The sequence below is a fragment of the Bacteroidota bacterium genome (assembly GCA_008933805.1).
In the GTDB taxonomy this organism is placed as follows: domain Bacteria; phylum Bacteroidota; class Bacteroidia; order UBA8524; family UBA8524; genus SB11.
Genome location: WBUH01000005.1, coordinates 67,886 through 88,869, shown reverse-complemented (window position 1 = coordinate 88,869; position 20,984 = coordinate 67,886). Strand labels below are relative to the sequence as shown.

Annotated in this window: 18 protein-coding genes; 5 read left to right on the top strand and 13 right to left on the bottom strand. The window is 41.3% G+C overall.

Annotated features, from left to right (window positions below):
- Positions 1–35 precede the first annotated feature (35 nt).
- The 3 genes from F9K23_06640 to F9K23_06630 form a co-directional block, all read right to left on the bottom strand.
- On the bottom strand, positions 36–1,820 hold the full coding sequence (locus tag F9K23_06640; GenBank protein ID KAB2916873.1) for a carboxypeptidase regulatory-like domain-containing protein: 1,785 nt from the start codon (positions 1,818–1,820) through the stop codon (positions 36–38).
- Between the two features lie 164 nt (positions 1,821–1,984).
- Positions 1,985–3,829, bottom strand: coding sequence for a carboxypeptidase regulatory-like domain-containing protein (locus F9K23_06635; GenBank protein KAB2916872.1), 1,845 nt, complete (start codon positions 3,827–3,829; stop codon positions 1,985–1,987).
- 370 nt (positions 3,830–4,199) lie between these two features.
- On the bottom strand, positions 4,200–6,020 hold the full coding sequence (locus F9K23_06630) for a carboxypeptidase regulatory-like domain-containing protein (protein ID KAB2916871.1): 1,821 nt from the start codon (positions 6,018–6,020) through the stop codon (positions 4,200–4,202).
- Between the two features lie 287 nt (positions 6,021–6,307).
- Between F9K23_06630 and F9K23_06625 the strand changes: the two genes are divergently transcribed.
- Both F9K23_06625 and groL read left to right on the top strand, forming a co-directional pair.
- The gene (locus F9K23_06625) at positions 6,308–6,589 is read left to right on the top strand and encodes a co-chaperone GroES (GenBank protein KAB2916870.1); all 282 of its coding nucleotides are present in this window, start codon (positions 6,308–6,310) and stop codon (positions 6,587–6,589) included.
- A gap of 42 nt (positions 6,590–6,631) precedes the next feature.
- Positions 6,632–8,266: a chaperonin GroEL gene (gene groL / locus F9K23_06620; GenBank protein ID KAB2916869.1), complete on the top strand. Its 1,635-nt coding sequence runs from the start codon at positions 6,632–6,634 to the stop codon at positions 8,264–8,266.
- Positions 8,267–8,354: 88 nt separating this feature from the next.
- On the opposite strand, the gene F9K23_06615 is transcribed toward groL, so the two are convergent.
- From F9K23_06615 to F9K23_06575, 9 genes are all read right to left on the bottom strand, one after another.
- The gene (locus F9K23_06615) at positions 8,355–9,644 is read right to left on the bottom strand and encodes a hypothetical protein (GenBank protein KAB2916868.1); all 1,290 of its coding nucleotides are present in this window, start codon (positions 9,642–9,644) and stop codon (positions 8,355–8,357) included.
- Positions 9,645–9,789: 145 nt separating this feature from the next.
- Positions 9,790–10,272 carry a DUF4399 domain-containing protein gene (locus F9K23_06610; GenBank protein KAB2916867.1) on the bottom strand — a complete coding sequence of 161 codons (483 nt, stop codon included), beginning with the start codon at positions 10,270–10,272 and terminating at the stop codon, positions 9,790–9,792.
- 50 nt (positions 10,273–10,322) lie between these two features.
- Positions 10,323–11,018 carry a class I SAM-dependent methyltransferase gene (locus F9K23_06605; protein KAB2916866.1) on the bottom strand — a complete coding sequence of 232 codons (696 nt, stop codon included), beginning with the start codon at positions 11,016–11,018 and terminating at the stop codon, positions 10,323–10,325.
- Positions 11,019–11,122: 104 nt separating this feature from the next.
- On the bottom strand, positions 11,123–11,908 hold the full coding sequence (locus tag F9K23_06600; GenBank protein KAB2916865.1) for a TIGR00266 family protein: 786 nt from the start codon (positions 11,906–11,908) through the stop codon (positions 11,123–11,125).
- Between the two features lie 78 nt (positions 11,909–11,986).
- Positions 11,987–12,595, bottom strand: a complete 609-nt coding sequence (locus F9K23_06595; GenBank protein KAB2916864.1) for a hypothetical protein — start codon at positions 12,593–12,595, stop codon at positions 11,987–11,989.
- Complete coding sequence (locus tag F9K23_06590) at positions 12,555–13,076, bottom strand: GNAT family N-acetyltransferase (protein ID KAB2916863.1); 522 nt, start codon at positions 13,074–13,076, stop codon at positions 12,555–12,557. The genes F9K23_06595 and F9K23_06590 overlap by 41 nt, the downstream gene beginning before the upstream one ends.
- A gap of 4 nt (positions 13,077–13,080) precedes the next feature.
- The gene (locus F9K23_06585) at positions 13,081–13,884 is read right to left on the bottom strand and encodes a class I SAM-dependent methyltransferase (GenBank protein ID KAB2916862.1); all 804 of its coding nucleotides are present in this window, start codon (positions 13,882–13,884) and stop codon (positions 13,081–13,083) included.
- Complete coding sequence (locus F9K23_06580; GenBank protein KAB2916861.1) at positions 13,885–14,283, bottom strand: RidA family protein; 399 nt, start codon at positions 14,281–14,283, stop codon at positions 13,885–13,887.
- 81 nt (positions 14,284–14,364) lie between these two features.
- Positions 14,365–15,075: a hypothetical protein gene (locus tag F9K23_06575; GenBank protein ID KAB2916860.1), complete on the bottom strand. Its 711-nt coding sequence runs from the start codon at positions 15,073–15,075 to the stop codon at positions 14,365–14,367.
- A gap of 778 nt (positions 15,076–15,853) precedes the next feature.
- Between F9K23_06575 and F9K23_06570 the strand changes: the two genes are divergently transcribed.
- Positions 15,854–17,392: a glutamate--tRNA ligase gene (locus F9K23_06570; GenBank protein ID KAB2916859.1), complete on the top strand. Its 1,539-nt coding sequence runs from the start codon at positions 15,854–15,856 to the stop codon at positions 17,390–17,392.
- Between the two features lie 179 nt (positions 17,393–17,571).
- Positions 17,572–18,279 (top strand): hypothetical protein, encoded by a 708-nt coding sequence (locus tag F9K23_06565; GenBank protein ID KAB2916858.1) that lies wholly within the window; start codon positions 17,572–17,574, stop codon positions 18,277–18,279.
- A gap of 1 nt (position 18,280) precedes the next feature.
- Here the strand turns inward: F9K23_06565 and secG are convergent, their stop codons facing one another.
- Complete coding sequence (gene secG / locus F9K23_06560; GenBank protein ID KAB2916857.1) at positions 18,281–18,628, bottom strand: preprotein translocase subunit SecG; 348 nt, start codon at positions 18,626–18,628, stop codon at positions 18,281–18,283.
- Positions 18,629–18,897: 269 nt separating this feature from the next.
- Between secG and F9K23_06555 the strand changes: the two genes are divergently transcribed.
- Positions 18,898–20,976, top strand: coding sequence for a hypothetical protein (locus tag F9K23_06555; GenBank protein KAB2916856.1), 2,079 nt, complete (start codon positions 18,898–18,900; stop codon positions 20,974–20,976).
- Positions 20,977–20,984 lie beyond the last annotated feature (8 nt).

Here is a 20,984-nt window from a genome sequence, read left to right as displayed (position 1 = left end):
CAAGGGGAGAGTTTAAACCTATTAGTGAATCAGTATTATTGTTCGTCGGGCATACGCAATACGGTAAACTTACCGTTGGTAACAGTTACAGGGGTATTACCGGGATAAATTGTCATTGTGCCGTTAAATGTGCCGCTTACTTCACCGCCCGGGGCTTCGTATTTTGTAATGGTGCAGTTAGTAGAAATTCCTTGGAAATATTTACCACCTACTTGTATGAAAATACTATCGTTACTCGGGTTTTGCGGGCCTAGTTTTGGATCCACAAACATAAACTGTGCGGTATTTTGTGAGCCTTCAATAAGAATGTTCATGTAGTCAGATGTGGTATAATAAGTGCCGTTTCCGGTCGTAATGTTGCTAAAAGTTACTGATTGAACTCCTGTACCGTCATCGTAATCAAAGCTGAATTTTGGGGTAACAGTTTTTGGCGGGCAGGCTACAAGGTTTCCCAAATCCACCGATTTTCCGGTGGCAGGAAGTGTAATGGTAATTTTAGTTAATTGGCCAGCGGTAGCATTGTAAAAGTACACATCAGCCGTTTCGCCGTTGCTGTAAACTGTAGCTTTTAGTTTGCCGTTAACTATAGGGCTTCTGAAGGTTTTAGAAGCAGTTTTTATAATCACATACCCATTAAACGGGTTGTTATCGCAATCGGTAACAGAACCTTTCACTTTCTGGCGGCAAGGAACGGTAATAACTCCCATATCGTGTACTTGCTCATTAGTAAGTACCGGCACGGGGATATTTAAATCAACAATGTTACCCGTTAAAAAATCATCTGCATCCAGTTCAAATTTAACTCCTGAGGGCACCCAACGTTCCCAATTGCCATCTTTGTCAACCCAAGCGTTGGTTTGTCCGGTTCTCACCATCATGTCGTTTACCACGTCCCCTTCACAATCTTTTAGTTTGCCTTTCAATTTTGCTCGGGTTCCGGGTATGTCACAGTTCCAATACGTAAAGTGGGTTACTGTGCCCACATAGCTGCCGTTTTGCAATTTGGCACTACCTTCTTCTATCCATACTCCTTTGTTTTCGTCAAAATACCAAAGAGGGATTGTGGCAGGAGCATTTTGCATCCCCGCAGGCACAGGCATAGTTACGGTTGCTTTTTTACCGTCGGCAAGTTGCAGCGGTTTTCCTGTGTTGTCGCGTAATTCAACACCCACCATACCGTATGAGTATAACATCACGTCTTGGCCTTGCAGGTTATAAGCACGCAAATCACCACCGGGGGTTACTTGGCTAAAATTGGCATCGTTGGGGTTAAGGTAAGTAGTAGCTACCTCAACATTACTTGTGTAGGGCTTACCGTCAAGGGTTTTAATAGCGTTCGCAGGAAAATCAACCGATGCACCGTTGGCAATGGTTATTGTTTTTGCATCAGTAGCAGCAAAGGTTTGTCGGTTGGTTTGTGATACCATTACTAATTGGGTAGCAAAGCTGCCGCCCGATTTTCCTTGTACGGTAGTAGAACCGAAGAAATAGCCGTTTTTGGTGGCTTTTAGGTAACAAAAATCACCCGTAAACGGAACTGATTTAAATTCAAATGCACCATTAACATCGGTAGTAAAGGTTTGGCCACCGGTGCTCACTACTGCATTTTGTACGGGGTTGTTGGCTTCATCAACTACAAAGCCCATAACAGGAGCAGTAAAGGTTACGGCAGGAGGGTTGTATGGGTTGGGAGGAACTGTTGGGTTAGATGTTCCGTTAATATCGCTAGGAGCCGGAGATTCTTGCTTTTTACAATTGCTGATAAAAAACAGTAACAGCAACCCTACAAGCAGCACGGGGATTTTTTTTGTTGATTTCATAATAACTGGTTTTGATTAAATGATAGGCGCCTTTGATACTATACACGTGCTGTTTTGATAAAGAGTTGGGTGGGTTATTAAAATATCGACGAATGCAGTTTTGTATAAATAAAAAACCCGTTGCATTGCAACGGGTTTTAAAGAACGCATAAGTTTTATTTATACTATTTATCCGCTCCACGTTTTATTTTAAATTCCCCTGTTATTTCTCCCAAAGGGTGTATATGGTAATCGTCATTAAACCAATCGTTTATGCGTACCTTACCTGAAAAGGTACCCTTTATATCATTCCCCACTGTTCCGTAGGATGTTATTTTTACTATTGTAGAATCAGATTGAATTTGAAAGGTCTCAGGAAAATCCAGATATCCCAAAGATCCCCCGGGAATCCCCGACTGATTGTGAGTGGTAAAATAATCCCCAACTGTTCCACCACTAAACCCAATCCAAAAAGCAAATGTTCTTTCTGCCTCCGTTGCACCATCCGTAAAACTAATTCCTGTAGATTTTCCAGTGGTATTATACGAGGCTACAGGAAATTTGGGTGAAGTTTTAATAATAGTAACAGGTTGCTGACCCGGTAAGGTATAAGTAAATTTCACGTAATCAGAGTTTGCTACATTATTACAAACTTTTATAGTGCCCAGATCTTTCTCAGCAACAGAAGCATTAGACGGTAAGGTTACCTTACTTATATTAAATTCAGAACCGTCGTTTGAATAGATTTCAATGTCGGCCTCACCGCCTGACGGAGTGATATGGTAGTTGAAAACAGAATTTTTTACAAATGTTCTGCCTTTATAATTACCTTTTTTAATAATGGCAAAACCTGTGAAAGGCTTATCGTTACAATCAAGCACATTGGCTTTTAATTTAATTTTAGATTGGGCAGGAAGTGTAATTGTACCAATATCCAATGTTTGACCCAATGCAGGGGTATGAACTGATTTATTAATTCCCATCGGATTACCAGTTTCCCAATCTATTACATCCACTATTATATCCTCATCACTTGATGTGTAAATACGGAAAGTGCCGTCGTTATTTGAAAAAACCTTTTTTTGCCCGATTTGTATGTTTATCCATCCTACAGGATTTCCGTCACTGTCAACAACCTTGCCTTTAACAATTGCCGGAGGGCATGGCTTGTCAACATTCCAATAGGTAAAATGCGAAACCGTACCCACATAATTTGTACCCTGCAAAGCAGCTTTCCCTTCTTCAATCCATACCCCTTTGTCTTCATCAAAATACCACAAAGGAATAGAGGCGGGGGCTGTCATAGAAACAGGAACAGGTATGGTAAGGGTTGATTTTTGACCCGAAGCTAATTGTAGCAGGTTACCTGCGTCATCGCGCATCTCTACATTCATCATGCCGTATGAATATAGTTGCACGTTTTGACCTTCGGCATTAAAAGCCCTTAAATCACCACCGGGTATCAGGCTACTGAAATTTTTTGCCTCGGGATTAAGATGCATTACCGCAACATTAACATTGCCCGTGTATGCTTTGCCCGAAGATGTAACAAACCCGTTAGCAGGCAGCTTAACAGTTGCACCACCTTGCAGAGTGATGGTTTTTCCCTGAGCGGCAGCGAACGAAACGATATTATTTTGGGATACCATTATCAATTCAGTGGCATGGCTATTTCCCGCCTGCCCATGAATGGTAGTTGAACCTATAAAGAAACCTTTCTTCACCGCTTTGATATAACAAAAGTCTCCCGTAAATGGGGCTGCTTCAATCCTAAAATATCCGTTTTGGTTAGTTGTAGTTGTTTTACTGCCTGTTTTCACTTCGGCAGCACTAACGGCATTCCCGTTTTCATCAATTACAAAACCTTCTACCGGAGCTGAAAATGTAACAGCAGGGGGTGTGTAGTTGTGTTTAGGTGTGTTTGTTGTTGGATTGCTGAGGCCCGACTCCTCAGTTTTTTTACACGAATTAAATAGAACAGCCGTTGCTAAAAAGCATACAACAGCAATTGAAAAAAATCTTTTTTTCATTGATTAGATAGTGATTAAATGTATAATAATTAATAGTAAACTAAACTAACTACATATAGGCTATTCACGAATATAAAGAGATTACAAATTCTAATGGTTTCCTGTTGTTTTTTTATACGAAAATTCGATGAACGATAGGTTCGTTTAGTAATACTGATTTTTTCCAAGGGTATTTTTGTATGTTATACCCATTTAGTGCAGTTTGGAAAACTTCAATTACCCGTAAATTTCATTAACACAGCATAATTATTTTAATGTATTGTTTTGCAAAATGATTCTAAGCGCACTTAAATATTTGCATGTACATTTTCGTAGAAATAAAAAACCCGACACAGGGTCGGGTTTCCTTTTGATTAAAGGGTGTGTTTAATTAAAGGCCTTTTGTTCTAAAAGAGCCGTTAGTTATCACTACGTCTTCAGAGCCAAGTTTTGCTGTGCCTGAAAATGTACCTGACACCAAATTCCATGCACCTCCAAAACGTTCTCGGAATTCCGTAAACGTAATGGTCATATTATTTGATAATAATATAATGGATGTGTTGTTCTCATCAACTCCGCTATAATAAAAACTGGAAGAAGGGTCTTGACTTGTTATTGTGTATGTTCCAGGCTTATTTTCTGAATGAACACGTATTGACATGCCCTGTGGTGTATCTATTCCGTTTGTCATCTCAATCCAAGATAATTTATCAGGAATTTTATATTCATAAAATGACAATGCAGGAGTAAATATACGTACCCTAACTGGTTCGCCACCGATTTTTTGGTAAGTAAAAGAGAAATATTCTATCAAGTTATTGCCAGCACAAACAAAAACTTCACCTAAGTCTTTTTTCGAAGGAGTAGTGGGGACGGTGAACTTTTTTGATTGTTGATTTACAAGGTCGCTAGAGAAAAAAATTAACTCCGCATCACCAACTCCTAGTGTGGAGATGTTAAACGTACATTTTGAATTTGATATAGGGAGGTTTTTGTTAAGATTGCCAAACCTTAAAAGGGCATATCCTGTAAACACCGAACCATCACAGTTTTTTACCGTTGTTGTTATTTGAGTGCCTGCGCTGAAAACGATTTTACCTAAGTCTAAAGTTTCATTCTCTTGTGGAGCTTTAGCTTTAATGTTTACACCAAAAAATGTTTCATTTATTTTATCCAAATAATCAATAGTTACGTCAGAACCTGCTATCACAAGTACTTTAAATTCACCTTTGCTATCAGTAGTAACATAAGTTTGGTTAACTTTTAAAACGATATGCTGAACAGGGTTTCCGGCGTCATCTACTACTTTTCCTTTTATCATCGAGGGTGGAAATGGTTGATCCCAATTCCAAGCAGTAAAATGTGCCACAGTTCCTACATAATTATTGCCCTGCATAGTGGCACTGCCCTCCTCAATCCAAATCCCTTTTACATCGTCAAAATACCATAGCGGTATAGTAGTTGGAGCATTTGATAGTAAGGTTTGTGGTACAGGCATGGTAAGTGTAGCCTTCTTACCTTTTGCCAATTGTAGCAAATTGCCTGCATCGTCCCGCATTTCTACATTCAGCATACCGTACGAAAACAGTTGCACGTTTTGGTTGTTGGCATCAAAAGCACGCAAATCACCGCCGGGTATCAAGCTGCTAAAATTCTTCGCTTCAGGGTTAAGATGCACCGCAGCTATGTTTACATTGCCTGTATAAGCAGCCCCTGTTGAAGTAACAAACCCGTTGGCCGGAAAAACAACACTACTGCCTCCTTGTAATGCTACGGTGTTACCCTGTACAGCAGGAAAAGAAGCAATGTATTGTTGGGGTTGTATTACCAAATCAGCGGCAAAATCACTTCCCGCTTTACCATGTATAGTAGTTGAACCAGTAAAGAACCCTTTTTTTGAAGCCCTTAAGTAGCAAAAATCACCGGTAAATGGAGCGTTATCAATTTTAAAATATCCGTTAATATCAGTAGTAGCAGTCTTATTGCCCGTTTTCACTTCAACCCCGCTAACAGGGTTGTTAGCATCGTCAGTAACAAAGCCCTGCACAGGCGCTAAAAACGTTACCGCAGGCGGGTTATAATTGTTTGAGGGGACATTTGTATTTGTGTCGGGTGATGGAGTGTTTTCGATGGGGTCGGTCTTTTTACAGCTTATAACACATAAGATAGTAATAAGAGCAGCAGCATGAATTAGTTTATTTAAGCCTCTCATATAACAATTGGTTTAGATGATATTGTAATAGAAGATAAATGAGATAGAAACGTTTATCGGGCGAGTCAATTATCGACAAAAGTGTGGGTGAAAAATTTTCATGTTATTGATAATCTGTCTTTTAATTTGTTTGACAGGTTGAACTGTCAGCAAAAAAAATATACAATAGAGAGCTAATTTGTCATTCTGTCAGTATTTTTGCAAAGCTGTCACAAAAAACGGATTGGCATAAAAGTGGCAAGTGAGGCAGTACAACTTAAACTTTAAAAATAAAAGTAATTATATCTATGACACTAAAACCAGTAGCAGGAACTCAAAATAGAGTTGTTGTTGAGCCTGCACCCGCAGAGACTAAAACCGCATCAGGCATCATCATCCCCGATTCAGCCAAAGAAAAGCCCCAAAGAGGCACCGTGGTATCAGTTAGTGAAGTGGATGAGAAAGGAAACAAACCCGCCGTTAAAGCCGGTGATGTTGTATTGTACGGTAAATACGCCGGTACTGAAATAAGTGTAGAAGGTAAAGATTACCTTATTATGCGTGAAAGCGACATTTTCGCTATTCTTTAATCAATCATCAATCAACCCGTAAGAATATAAAACTATAAAAATATGGCAAAGAAAATTCAATATAGTGTAGATGCACGCGATGGTTTGAAGCGTGGCGTTGATGCATTGGCAAATGCAGTAAAAGTGACCCTTGGTCCTAAAGGCCGCAACGTTGTTATCGACAAAAAATTCGGCTCGCCCGCAGTAACCAAAGACGGTGTTACTGTTGCTAAAGAAATTGAATTGCAAGACCCTATTGAAAACATGGGTGCCCAAATGGTAAAAGAAGTAGCCAGCAAAACTGCTGATATTGCAGGTGATGGTACTACTACTGCTACCGTATTGGCACAAGCCATTGTAACAGCCGGTTTGAAAAACGTGGCTGCAGGTGCAAACCCAATGGATTTGAAACGCGGTATTGATAAAGCTGTTGAAGCTATCATCAATAACCTTAAGAGCCAATCACAAGAAGTGGGTGCTGATAACAGCAAAATTGAGCAAGTAGCTACTATTTCTGCCAACAACGACGAAGTAATCGGTAAACTTATTGCTGATGCAATGGCTAAAGTTGGCAAAGAAGGTGTGATTACAGTTGAAGAAGCTAAAGGTACTGAAACTGAAGTGAAAACTGTAGAAGGTATGCAGTTTGACCGCGGTTACCTATCGGCATACTTTGTTACCAACACTGAGAAAATGATTGCCGAATTGGAATCACCTTTCATCCTTATTTACGATAAGAAAATAAGCAGCATGAAAGAAATACTGCCCATTTTGGAGCAAGTGGTGCAAACCGGCAAGCCTTTGGTAATTATTGCTGAAGATTTGGACGGCGAAGCGTTGGCTACTTTGGTGGTGAACAAATTGCGCGGTTCATTGAAAATTGCTGCTGTAAAAGCTCCGGGCTTTGGCGACCGCCGCAAGGCTATGCTAGAAGACATTGCTATCCTTACAGGTGGTTATGTTATCAGCGAAGAGCAAGGCTGGAAACTTGAAAACGCTACCTTGGAACAATTAGGTAGGGCTGAGAAAATCAGCATTGATAAAGATAATACTACCATTATCAACGGTGCCGGCGAAAAAGAAAATATCTCTGCCCGTATCAACCAAATTAAATCTCAAATCGAATCTACCACCAGCGATTACGATAAAGAAAAATTGCAAGAGCGTTTGGCTAAATTGGCCGGCGGTGTTGCTGTTCTTTACATCGGTGCTGCTACTGAGGTAGAAATGAAAGAGAAAAAAGACCGTGTGGATGATGCTTTGCACGCTACTCGCGCTGCGGTAGAAGAAGGTATCGTTGCAGGTGGTGGTGTGGCTTATATCCGCGCTATTGAGTCATTGGCAAACCTAACAGGAGCCAATGATGACGAAAATACGGGTATCCATATCATCCGTCGTTCTATCGAAGAGCCTTTACGTCAGATTGTTGCTAACGCAGGTGGCGAAGGTTCAGTAGTAGTAAATAAAGTAAAAGAAGGCACTGCTGACTTTGGCTTTAACGCCCGCACTGAAAAGTATGAAAACTTGATTGCAGCAGGTGTTATCGACCCAACTAAAGTGAGCCGCGTTGCTTTGCAAAATGCAGCTTCTGTAGCCAGCATGATTTTGACTACTGAGTGCATACTTGCTGAAGAAAAAGAAGAAAAACCAGCTGCTCACGGTGGCGGTATGCCCGGCGGTATGGACGGTATGTATTAATCCCAATGCTGAACTTGTTTCAGCATATCACTATAAACAAAAAATCCCCGCCAATTTTGGCGGGGATTTTTTTTATTATTTTTTTAGATTAGTCTTCGATAATTTCATTGAGATTTTTTGAATATCCTAACTGTAATTGGAAGAAGCCATTATCCCGTTCTTTGTCATCAATAAAAGAATTGAACCTTAAGTATAAACGACTTTGTTTTTTGGGTTGTTTATAATACAATTCCACTTTAGGGTTAAATAATAATCTTGATTTATTATTATTCACATTTTGAATGTTTGGTATGTTTGAAGATAATAATCTACTACAAATGTCAATTCCAAAAAAATCATTTACTTTAAATTCAAAAAACAGCTCAGCGTACCAGTTATTTATTAATACATTACTAGTGTCTGATGGCCTATTCACAACCCGAGATAAGTATCCATTGTGTCCGATATTAACCCCGAGAGCATCATATCTCGAGGCACCCGTGAACCAATATTTAAAAAGATTAAGACTTAAACCGTAATTCAGCCAAGAGCGTTGCAGTAAATTTTGTCTGCCGATACGATTTAATAGCGTATCCGTAGCTGTTACTCCAAAGCTATTGTCAAACTTACTTACGCCAAAGTATGGTTTTAAATAATTCAGTGCAACAAACCTTGAGTCATTTATATTGTTTGTATTCGTAACAATTTTCAAACTCCCTTCAGTATTTGCAATTCCGTTCGGTTGATTGAAAAATGTACCTAGCACGTCAGAATATACTCGTATATCAAACAAGTAATTTAAAGATATTTTTTTACTAAGTTGTACTTGAGTATTTGAATTATCAAGGTGTATTATTTGGTCATCAGGAATGAAATTTTTTCCAACATTTGGATAATATCCAATGACATCACCTAATCTAATAAAGCAGCCTTTAAGCTTAGAGTTGGTAGTTTTCCCAATTATACCTATTCTATCATTTAAGCTCTGTGAGAAAAATAACAATGAGATTAATACTTTGTTTTTAAAATGTAATGTGTCTTTTCCTCCATCTGCTGCAGCCGTAATACTTATGTCTTGAATAAAACCATCCGAAATAGCAAGGTCAATATTAATTATAGTAATAGTATCGATAACGTTAATATAATCTTTTATCAATGGTACTTTTTTACTTGTTCGTTCAAGCCTAAATAGTCCAGTATTTGATTCATTCTCTTCATCAAGAATTTGCTGGATTATTTTTTTAATATTATCTTGGCTATAATAGTTTTTACTGTTTTCGTCTTGCAATGAATCAGCCTGATTTGTGCTATCACTATTTTTGCCTTGATTACTTATTTGACAGTATCCAGGGGCTTTTTGGAATAATATTAGGAGCATGCAAAATAAAATTCTTTTCATAATAGTAGTTTTTATTAATCAAAACTACCTTATCATAAAAAAAACGTATTAATAACAACTACTGATAATTTCTACGTAAAAACACGTAAAAAAGCCCCGCTACCTGCATTGGTAACGGGGCTGTATAAATTGGGGTAAATGGTTCTTATTTCTCTACCACTATTGTAATAGTATTGCTCCATTCAGGGCCATAAGATTGGTGCAAGCCATCCGCAAATTGCAAGGTCAATTTGTGCGTACCGGGGGTTAGTTCTAACGTATCCGAAGTTTGTCCTTGACCGTAGTGAATGTGGGTAGCGTTTTTAGCCACAGGACGTCCGGTTTCAATTTCAGCACCGTCAATAATAATGTGGTGATGGCCTTTGCCTTCGTTTTTCACACCCGCAGGCTCTACTTCCATACCATTGATGCCCATTTGAACAATCACCGGCGATTTTACCATATCACCTTCTTTAATGTTCACAAAAAACACTCCTTTTTTTTCACTGGTAGTAGCGGTGTTTTCAGCGGCAGGAGTTTGTGCGACAGGGCTATCGCCGTGGTGTCCTTCGTGGTTTTTTTCGTTTTTTTGTTTGCAAGCTGCCAATGCTACAATAGCTAACGACAGGGTTATTACTTTTAATTTCATATAATTTTTTTGATTAGAGGTCGAATAAGTGTATCCTGCAATATAGGATATTACCCTGCTTTTTGTGCAATAATACAAGCACACTCAGGGGTAAATTGCTTAGCATTCATGCTCATTTCGGGTTCATGTCCCAAGGGCATACTCACCAATGTTAAAGGGCTTTGCTTTATTACGTCTTCCCACTCGTGGTTTTCGCGAAGGGCAAATCCGTATTGGGTAAAAGGCATTAGTAGCATGGTTTGTTTGGTGCGTATTCCGGCAAAAAATTTACCGCCCGGTTTTAGTACCCTGTAAACTTCAGCAAGATGAGCTTGCGGGTTTTCCCAGAAATACACTACGTTACAGCAATACACAGCATCAAAACTATTATCGGCAAAGGGCATGGCATCACTGCTGCCAAAGTGCAAATCAAGTTGGTTTTGCTGTATCTGTGCTTGGCAGTTTTTAACCGCTTGTTTGTACATCTCTTCTGAAAAATCCAACCCGGTAATGTGCAGGTTGTTTGCTTGGGCAAATACTTTGGTAAACAGATTGCCGTTTCCGTAGCCAATTTCCAGTAAGCGGCTGTTATCAGCAATGTTCATTTGCTCAAGTACCCAATCGTACAAGGAGGCATTGCCTATATTCATTTTATTGCCCACTGCAACGCCAAGCTTTCCGCTGGGTTGTCTTAGCTGTCGGGCCACCGTTTTTTGTCCGGGCTTCAAACCCAGTTTTAGTATCAAAGTCAAAAAGAACTTCTTCATAGTTTTATAAATAGTAGTGCAAGTTAGTTATCAGTACGTCCATTGAAAATGAAAAAGGCGGTTTGTTATAAACCGCCTTCGTATTAATTAGGGTGCGATAATTATTAATCACCATCAAGCAAGTTGCCAAGACCGCCCAAAAGGCTGCCTTCTTCTTTGCGTCTGGCACCGCCGTATTGCAAAATGCGGCTGGCCAAACGGCTGATAGGCAATGATTGTATCCATACTTTGCCGGGGCCGCGCAGCACTGCAAAAAACAAGCCCTCGCCACCAAATATGGTATTTTTAACACCACCTACAAATTGGATGTCGTAGTCAACACCAGATGTAAAGGCTACAATACAACCGGTATCTATTTTAAGTGCTTCGCCGGGCATCAGTTCTTTTTCAATCACCATACCGCCTGCGTGCACAAAAGCCACACCATCGCCCTCAAGCTTTTGCATAATAAAGCCTTCGCCGCCAAACAAGCCGGTACCTAGTTTACGCTGAAACTCAATACCTACCGATACTCCTTTAGCTGCGCACAAAAACGCATCTTTTTGGCACACAATTTTACCGCCTAACTCATACAAGTCAAGAGGGATGATTTTACCCGCATACGGAGCTGCAAACGACACGTGGTTTTTTGTGTTTCCCAAGTTGGTGTAAGCAGTCATAAAAAGGCTTTCGCCCGTTATAAGGCGTTTACCTGCGCTAAACAATTTGCCCATAAAGCCTTGTTGTTGCTGAGTTCCGTCACCAAAAATGGTTTCCATTTTTATGCCGTCCTTCATCATCATAAAGCTGCCGGCTTCGGCTACAACCGTTTCTTGGGGGTCAAGTTCCACCTCAACAAACTGCATTTCTTCGCCGTAAATTTTGTAATCTATCTCGTGGTTGGTTTTCATATTTCTTATACTACTGATAGCAAAAATAACAACCTTGCGTAATTAGCAATGTTTTTTTCCGATGAAATTAAGGTGTAATCAGTTGGTTGATAATGCGACAATGCACTCTTCGCGGATTTTCCAAAGTTCATCCAGTGTGAATGATAGGGGAGTGTAGGTAATCCACTTTTGGAGCAACTCTTTGTGGTACGAAACTTTGAAATCAGTGATTTCGTTTGGGTCGATAGTAATCTCTACAATCAGGTCGTCAAAAAACTTATCGGGTGAAGCATCAGGAGTTGTAAAATCAAACACCTGCCCTTTGTAGCACAGGTAATTATGCGCTTCGGGAATAAACTCCAGTCCGTATTTACTAAGTACTTTACCCACAGCGGGAGAGTATTTAGCACCCATTCTAAAAATGCCCAGTTTTAATACAACGTCGGCGTGCTTGTTTTCAAATGCAAGTTGCGCCAACAAAGCGTGTTTGGTACTGCAAGTACCCCGCTGCTCTTTAAGCGGACTTAATATATCTGTTTTATTGCTATTACGTTTGTAGGGCAATTGCTGTACGTATTGCGCAGCTTTGGCAAACGAAGATAAACCCAGCTCGATAAATTTATCGGAAACCGGTCTACCGGAGGATATACTAAAATCAAGGCGCACTTTATTGCCGGAGCTGATGGATATGGACGGCAAATAAAACATTTATTTCGCCATTTTCCTCGTATAATTTTTCAAATGCAAGACCCAGTTTTTCCAACACTCTAATAGATGCAAGATTATCTTTTCGTGCACGTCCGATAATGCGTGGGAGGCTCAGTTGATTAAAGCCATATTCAATACAGGCTTTGCCTGCCTCAGTGGCATACCCTTGGTTCCAAAACCTGCGGTGCAGGCGATAACCAATGTCAGTTTCTTGCCAATCCTCAAAATAGCGCAGGCCGCACCAGCCGATAAACTCTCCCGTTTGCTTGTGTATCATCGTCCACCTACCATACCCGCGCAGCTCATATTGTTTGTAATTGCGCACCAAATCCCTTGCTTCCTCAACAGTTGCAAAAGCCTTGTCGCCTGTATAGCGCATTACCTCAGGGTCAGCGTTCAACTCATAAAAATCAGGAGCATCAGACTCTGTAAACTCGTACAGGCATAGCCGAGGTGTTTCTATGATGATTTTGCGGGACATACTATTATTTCTTAACAGCTCGAATCGAGTACACCATCGGGATAATTCCCTCAAGACCTTTTATTTGCCAGCGGTCAGGAGCTATTTCTACCGTGTTTTGGAAGCAGTTGTAAGGCGAATAATAATGCTCGTTAAAAACTTGTATTTCCAGCCCGTTAGTTATTAAAGCATTTAATATTTCACTGATGCTATGATTCCAGCCATATTCCTTTTTACCTATATCAGCGGTAGTATCGGCATAAGTACCCTGGCTGGTTGTTATAATCACTTCTTTGTTATAATACGGGTATTTGAAAGACTTCATCTCGTCATCAAACATCCATAACACAGGGTGAAAATCGGCCATATAAAATACACCACCTTTATTGAGGCTTTCAGCGATTACTTTTGCCCATTTATTCAAATCGGGCAGCCAGCCAATGGTGCCGTACGAAGTAAAAACAATATCAAACGTTTTGCTGATGTGTTGGCGGGTATCGTACACATTGCAACAAACAAAATCAGCTTTTATACTTGCTTTTTCGGCCAGTTGTTGTGCCTCAGTAATAGCCTCGTCTGATAAATCAACCCCGGTAACTTCTGCTCCCAAACGGGCAAAACACAAGGTATCCATCCCGAAATGACACTGCAAGTGTAGAAGGCTTTTGCCACTCACTTCATTGGCAATTTCAGCCATCTCGATAGGGGTTAAAACATTACGGCCTTCTAAAAAGCCCTTTACATCATAAAAGTCAGTGTCTTTGTGCACAGTAGTGCGTTTATTCCACAACTCACGATTGGCTTCAAAAAAGCCTTCATAGTTTTCCATTTAATTATCAATAATTATTGCAGATACTTCAATTTCAATTAGTAATTCGGGGTTTATGAGTGCGCTCACCTCCACCATAGTGGCAGCAGGTTTTATGTGTTTAAAAAACTCCCCGTGTGCTTCTCCCGCCTCTTCCCAACGGTTTATATCGGTTACAAACATTCGAGTGCGCACTACATCACTCATGGTTGCACCTGCTTGCTGTAATGCCTTCTCAATTTTTTGCAGAATAAAACGGGTTTGCGCGTACATATCACCAATACCTACTGTAACTCCGTTCTCATCAACGGCTGTAGTGCCTGCCACTTCAATAGTATTTCCTATTCTCACAGCACGGCAATATCCTACAATATCTTCCCAAGGGGCACCGCTGGTAATATTTATGCGTTTAGGATTCATAGTTTTATGGTAAAGCAAATTAACTAAAAACCCCGCACATTGGCGGGGCTTTGGGTTAATTTATCTATAAAACAATAAAAACTAATTACTTGGCGGAGTAGTAGGGTCTGTAGGTGTGGTGGGTTGTACGGGGGGAACAGACGGAGTAGGTTGAAATGTGTTAGCAGGTGGGGTGTAGTTTGGTTGTACAGTAGGCGGAACCGCAGGACTTGCCTGGTTGGCAGCTTGTTGAGTCCCCCCGCTTATTCCGTTTTCGTTCATTTTCAAAGCTACGTATGCGCCCGAGCTAATACCCAATAATAATAACTGTTGATTGTCGTACGTAGGTAAGATATAATTAAGGTTAAAAAAATCGGTAATATAGGCTATCCCAAAAATCACATTAAATACAAACGATTGAAAACGGTGAACACTAATGCCGGTATCGTCTGATAACAAATCGGTAAAAAAGCCTTGCGATGCTTGGTTTTGATGGCGCACAATATTATTGGTGCTTGATTGATTTACTTGGTTATTATCCACCACACGGGCAAGGGTAGTAGTGCCTAGTCCTATACCTAACAAGGCAAGGGCTGTGTTATTAATGGCGGGTAGGTTTTCGTTGTAGGCAAACCCGAGTATAAAACACGAGGCAATAAGAAGTGTCCACCACAGCAGTTGCGTGCGCGAAAAGCTGTAGGGCTTGTTAGGGCTATCACTAATGTCTTTAATAATAGTGGTTTTTAGTGATAGGAAGATGGCGGCTAACCACATGGCGGCCACAATAATAATGGCAATAACAGAGGGATTCATACGGTAGTACGTTTAGTTAGGTAAATCAAATATAAAGTAAGGGGAATTAAATCATGTACGCATTTTTACCTGTTTTATTTTACGTAACATAAAGAAAAACAAGTTTTTCGACGGATTGAAATAACCCCGGCGGCATTCCGTTTTCCCGACGGGCATAAAGCCCGCCGCTGTTGGTTGGATTCAACCCCGAATGGTTTTAAACCATTCGGGAGGCAGCGATTTATTTATTGTGCCACGAAGGCACTAAGTCGCAAAACGGATATGAATTTAGGAAACTTTGTGGCTTTGCGACTTTGTGGCAAAAAACAAAAAAGATGCTTCTTGCGCTGCACGTTCTCAATAGCGACAGGTTTTATACCTGTCGAATTCCGACGAACGTCCCGACGGGCATAAAGCCCGCCGCTGTTGGTTGGATTCAGCCCCGAATGGTATAAAACCATTCGGAGGACAGCGACTTATTTATTACGCCACGAAGGCACTAAGACGCAAAACGGAGATGAATTAGGAAACTTTGTGGCTTTGCGACTTCGTGGCAAAAAACAAAAAAGATGTTTCTTGTGCTGCACGTTCTCAATAGCGACAGGTTTTATACCTGTCGAATTCCGACGAACGTCCCGACGGGCATAAAGCCCGCCGCTGTTGGGAGGTTTTTGCCCGAATGGTTTAAAACCATTCGGGGCGTTATGATTAATTAAGCCTTAATTTTACACTCGGGCAGCGGTTAAAATTTCAAAACCTGCGGCGGGTGCGTTATCTTTGCACCTCTTTTTAAAAGATTATGGACAGACGAGTTAGAGTACGTTTTGCACCCAGTCCTACAGGCCCTTTGCATATTGGCGGGGTTAGGACGGCTTTGTACAATTACCTTTTTGCCAAAAAATACAACGGCGATTTTTTGTTGCGTATTGAAGATACCGACCAAAACCGCTTTGTACCCGGCGCTGAAGAGTATATTGTAGAAGCCTTGGAATGGGTAGGTTTGAAGTTTGATGAAGCTTCCCATGTGGGCGGCGAGTATGGCCCTTACCGCCAAAGTGAGCGTAAGCCGATGTACCGCCAGTATGCAGAGCAGCTGCTTGAAAGCGGTCACGCATACTATGCTTTTGATACCGAAGAAGACCTTGAAGACGTGCGTAAAAAGGCAGAGCAGGCTAAAATTTCGTGGAAATACGACCCTGTGACCCGCCAAAGCATGAAAAACTCGCTGACGCTTAGTCATGATGAGGTGAAACACCGCTTAGACAGCGGCGACCCTTATGTAGTGCGCATAAAACTGCCCCGCAAAGATGAGGTACGTTTTCACGATGAGATACGCGGCTGGGTAGTGGTAAACACTGCTCAAATGGACGACAAAGTGTTGTTTAAAAGCGATGGTATGCCTACGTACCACCTTGCCAACATTGTGGACGATTATTTAATGAAGATTACCCACGTAATACGCGGCGAAGAGTGGTTGCCCAGCGCACCGTTGCACGTATTGCTATATCGTTACTTGGGATGGGAAGAAGTGATGCCTAAGTTTGCCCACTTGCCCTTGTTGCTAAAACCCGAAGGCAATGGTAAACTAAGCAAGCGTGATGGCGACCGTTTAGGCTTCCCAGTATTTCCGTTGGAGTGGAAAGACCCCAAAACAGGTGAAATATCAAGCGGTTACCGTGAGACCGGCTACTTTAAAGAAGCCGTTATTAATATGCTGGCCCTATTGGGTTGGCACCCCAGCGACAACCGCGAGTTGTTTACCATGGATGAATTGATAGAGGCGTTTAGCATTGAAAAGGTAAGCAAATCTGGAGCTAAGTTTGACGTGGAGAAAGCCAAGTGGTTTAACCACCATTACCTGATGGCAAAAAGCAACGACGAACTTGCCGAAGCCTTGCAACCTACGTTGGATGCTGCTGCGGTTACCATGCCCAAAGAACGTGTGGCAATGGTGTGCGGCATGATGAAAGAAAAGGTACAGTTTATCCCTGAGTTGTACACTGCCGGTAAGTACTTTTTTGCTGACCCAGAAAGTTACGACGAAGGAGTGGTGAGCAAGAAATGGAAAGATTTTACAGGCCCTGTGTTGAACGACTTGAAAAACGACCTTGCTGCATTAGCTGATTTTACCGCTGAAGCCATTGAGAAAACCTTCCACGATGTGGTAGAGAATAAACACGGCAAAAAACCGGGTGAAATGATGCAAACCTTCCGCCTGAGTATATCAGGAGTGGCTGGTGGCCCCCCGATTTTTGAAATGGCTGCCTTTTTAGGTAAAGAAACGCTGGTGCGCCGCATAACACATTGTTTAAACAATGTGCAGGCGAGCGCCAACTAAGCGACGGGTCACCGTTACTTAATACCTTTTTAAATCCCCGATAACAGCAAGCCGTTATCGGGGATTTTGTTTTATGGGTTTGCCAATACCCCATTCTCAAAGCTATGGCTGTGCGTAATACTACATTTACTTCTTGCAGCGTTTTTAGTATATTAGAGGTAGAAGAAAGGAAATGCACCATGACAACATTAGGATTGAATTGGTTTACTGAAGGACGGGTTGACTTTGAGTATAAGAAATACTTGCTGCTTGCCTATCTGCAACACGTCCACAAAAATTTTGAAGAGAACCGCTTATACCCCCAACTGGCCGAGTTGGTGGATCATTACCGCAACCTGAACACATTTATCGAAACCAAAAAAAACTTGTCAGAAGGGTTTCCGAAGGAAATTAGTGAGGTGGATTTTAAAAAATTGAAGCTGGTGTACGAAACCACCATTAAAGATGATGATTTAATGGGTGAGATTGAACGCATTGTTGAATACTCGTTGCCGCGATTTAAAATGGGGCTTGAAGACGGACGGCACCGCTACGATACCATTGAAGAAAAGCTAAATGTATCGCCCGTAGGCATTTTGCCCTTGTATAAAAACGAAGGGTATTTGCTGCTAAAAAATGGCAGAGCTACTGATACACAAGTATATCAATACCGCATTACGGTGTTTGAAAGTACCGAAGAACGTTTTAGAGGCATTCACACCGAGTTTGTAGGTACGTATCCCCACTCGCTGGTATATACCTATGAAAATATTAAGAAAGAGTTGGTAAAAGAATACAAACAGCTACCTAATCCGGCCACTTATTTGGCAGAATGTGATGTACAGTACCCCATACAAGAAACCTTGCTGCCTATAGCAGGTAGATACTTGGTGCGGTTAATAGATTAAATTATTTGTTAGAGTCAACAGGCGGGGCTTGTTGAGCCGGTTGTGGCTGAGCAGGAGTTGTTGGAGTAGCACCTTGAGTGTTTTCCAACTGGTCAGCGTTGATTGCTTTTTTAGCACCTTCTTCAGTAGTACCTGCAAAAAAGTTGCTGGCCAATGCAAGAATGATGATAGCAATAGCTAAACCCCAAGTAGATTTTTCTATAAAATCAGTAGTACGTTTTACACCAAAAGCAAGGTTTGATGATGAAAACTGTGAGGCCAAACCGCCGCCTTTTGGCTTTTGAACCAATACCACCAATATAAGCAGCAACGCTGCGATGATAATCAATATAGTTAAGAAAGTGTACATATCTCTGCTCTTAAATACTCTTTTTTAAAGGATGGCAAAGATGTATCTTTTTTATCTCAATAGCAAGTGCAAAGCGTTTTTCAATTGTTTGGTTTTTGTAATAAAAAAGAACCGTACTTCCCAATTTATTCACAGGGCGGCGTAGTTGCACAAAATAACATACGCTTAAAAAATCGTGTAAGAAACAGCAGGTTTTAAATTTTTTGACTCATTAGAGTTTAAACTTTGTTAACAAAGGCTAAAGGGATTATTACGATATTTGCACCCGGATGTTGAAATCGTTTTGTGTTCTAATCTGTTCATTACTTGTCCTTTGTGCAAACGGACAAGTAATACCCTACCATCAACTCTCAACCGATGTGGGTAATATTGGTTTAGCCATTAGTAACGTAGGTACCATTGGCAGGCCGGGTGTAATTACCAACCCCTTGGGTATGCCCAGTATGGAGTATCCCCTTAAATCAGGTATTAATCATTTGTTTGAAGGCGGCCTTTGGATAGGTGCCAAAGTAAACGGAGAAATCCGTGTATCTACCGTAGGAGATGATGCCAGTTCAGGTTATCGCGCAGGTCTTGACGGTTTTGAATTTACCGCTACAGGCCCTTTAAATGTTCGTTCAACTCTTGCCAACAGCGAGTATTTTAGTTCGTCGGCAGTATCGCACCAAGATTTTTTCGCCACTTTTACGGATAGTAACGTGGTAATACCCGGTACAGTTACTCCTATACAACAACACCAGTTTCCGTTGCGTGCCTCGGTAAACATGAAAACATACGCATGGAACTACAGCTTTGCCGATTATTTTGTGATTGTTGATTACGAAATCACCAACAAAAGTAACGATGTATGGGACAGCGTTTGGTTAGGCCAATGGAACGATTTAGTAGTACGTAACCTAAACGTAACGCAAGACGGCGGTAGTGCCTTTTATAACAAAGGCGGCGGCGGTTTTGTGGATAGCTTTGGTACTATATACGTGTACCAGGTGTATGGTGATGATGTGGATTTTACCCGCTCGTACGGTGCTTGCGGAATATTAGGGGCAGAGTGGCGCAACAAATTTATACACCCTGCCAATAAAGATAGTTTGCTTGCGGCAGGACTTCCCGCTCCGAGCATTAACCCCAACTTCTGGATTTTCGGCTTTTCATCATTGAATGATTTTGTGCCTCCTGCGGATGATGTTGCTAAATACGACCGCTTGCGCAAAGGTATTAACCTGCAAGACCCTGCGGTGGCTAATCAGCTTAAGTTAGGCACAAACCTGATACAATTAGTATCCATAGGCCCTTTGGCTAATGTGCAACCCGGCGAGAGTTTTAAAGTAACTATGGCCTACACGGCTGCCAAACAAAAAGGCGGCCCGCAAGACAGCCCCGAAGCCCGCGAAGAACTAATACGTAATCTTAATTGGGTGCAACGTACCTACAGGGGTGAAGATGTGGATGGTAAAGGAGTTTACAAACCTGAGTTGGATTTGAACAACAACGGAAAACTTGACCGTTATGTATTGCCTGAGCCTCCCCGTACACCAAAGGTTAAAATTGTACCCTCGCCCAACAAAGTAGATATTTACTGGGATGCAGCAGCGGTTAATTCTATCGACCCTATATCTAAGAAAAAAGATTTTGAAGGCTACCGTATCTACCGCAGTAACCCCGGTGATGATAAAGGCGGTAACCTGATAGGTTCATCAAACTTGGTGGCTCAATGGGATTCAGCAGGAAATAAAATTGGTTTCAACAATGGATTTGAATCAATTAAGCTGGCACAACCCAAGTACTTTGACGGCGATACTACCGGCTATACGTTTCACTACGAAATGAACGGGTTGCTAAACGGTTGGCAGTATATGTTCATTGTAACTTCGTTTGACGAAGGCGACGATGAATTGGGTTTGGAGCCGTTAGAGTCATCGTTTACAGAAAATGATTTCAGGGTATTTGCAGGGGCAAGTGCCAATAATTTTGACACTAAAAATCCTGCTACCAAAGTGGGAGTGTATCCCAACCCTTACAACACTACAGCTGCATGGGACGGAACCACCACGCGTACCAAGAAAATATACTTTTATAACATCCCTGAGTTGTGCACGATTACCATCTACAACATTGCAGGCGATGTTATTACAACACTGTACCACAATGCTGAAACTTACCAAGGCGAGGATATCCGCTGGTACGAGAACTTTAGCGATGTAGGCAGCAACGTATTCTCAGGCGGTGAGCACGCTTGGGATTTACTCTCAACCACCAAAAGCTCCATTACATCAGGCACTTATCTGTTTACCGTTAAAGACTCGAAAAGCGGACATATACAGGTAGGTAAGTTTGTGATATTGAAATAGAAACACTT